Here is a 951-nt window from a genome sequence, read left to right as displayed (position 1 = left end):
AGAATAGAGAAAGTAGACTCAGGGGCTCGCGCATTTTGTTAAACTAAATGCAGAAAGGAGAGGTCTATGAATCTGAAAGAACTATACGAAGAAAGCAAGGGGATTGTCCATAAGTGCCGCAAAGAATACCATTTACATCTGTGGGAGAAAGAGGACTGGGACCAGGAGGGGATGCTGTGCCTGTATGAGCTGGTCAGTCACCATCCAGAGTTACTAGTTGGTGAACGTCGCCGATTATATGTGTGCTTTAAAACCAAATTCCGCAATCGCATCCTAGACTACATCCGTAAACAGGAAAGTCACAAGCGCCGTTTCGACAAAGAGCCTTATGAGGAGGTGAGTGAAATCAGCCATCGCCTAGGAGAAAAAGGACTGAGACTGGATGATTATTATCTCTTTCATGAGCTTCTAAAGAATTACAAGGCAAGTCAGGGGAAAGAAAAACAAGAACAACTAGAACGTCTGATGGGAGGAGAATGTTTCAAAGGACGCAAGGCACTTCTAGGAGAATTAAGAGTGGTATTGAGTGATTTTAGATAAACTGAAAATAGGCAAAAAATCCCTTGACAAAGTTTGAAAAGTAGGTATAATAGAAAGAGTTGAAAAACTCAAGGTCCGTTGGTCAAGGGGTTAAGACACCGCCTTTTCACGGCGGTAACACGGGTTCGAATCCCGTACGGACTATGTGTGTATCGCAGAGATGAAAAAAAGTAAAAAAAGTTTCAAAAAAGTGTTGACATAGGTCAACAGCTGTGATATACTAATATAGTTGTCGCTTGAGAGAGATTGAGTGACAAAGACCTTTGAAAACTGAACAAGACGAACCAATGTGCAGGGCACTATAACAAAGGTTATAGTACTGAACAATGAAAAAAACAACAAATCTGTCAGTGACAGAAATGAGTGAGAACTCAAACTTTTAATGAGAGTTTGATCCTGGCTCAGGACGAA

General features: G+C 41.2%; 1 protein-coding gene and 1 tRNA gene. Both read left to right on the top strand.

Going from position 1 to position 951, the window contains the following annotated elements:
* Positions 1-66: 66 nt before the first annotated feature.
* Complete coding sequence (locus D8803_RS09635) at positions 67-540, top strand: hypothetical protein (RefSeq protein ID WP_001049381.1); 474 nt, start codon at positions 67-69, stop codon at positions 538-540.
* 72 nt (positions 541-612) lie between these two features.
* A tRNA-Glu gene (locus D8803_RS09630) sits at positions 613-684 on the top strand.
* The last annotated feature ends 267 nt before the right edge of the window (positions 685-951 follow it).

The sequence above is a fragment of the Streptococcus oralis genome, assembly GCF_003943385.1.
Lineage (GTDB): Bacteria > Bacillota > Bacilli > Lactobacillales > Streptococcaceae > Streptococcus > Streptococcus oralis_CA.
This window is presented reverse-complemented; position numbering and strand designations above follow the sequence as displayed.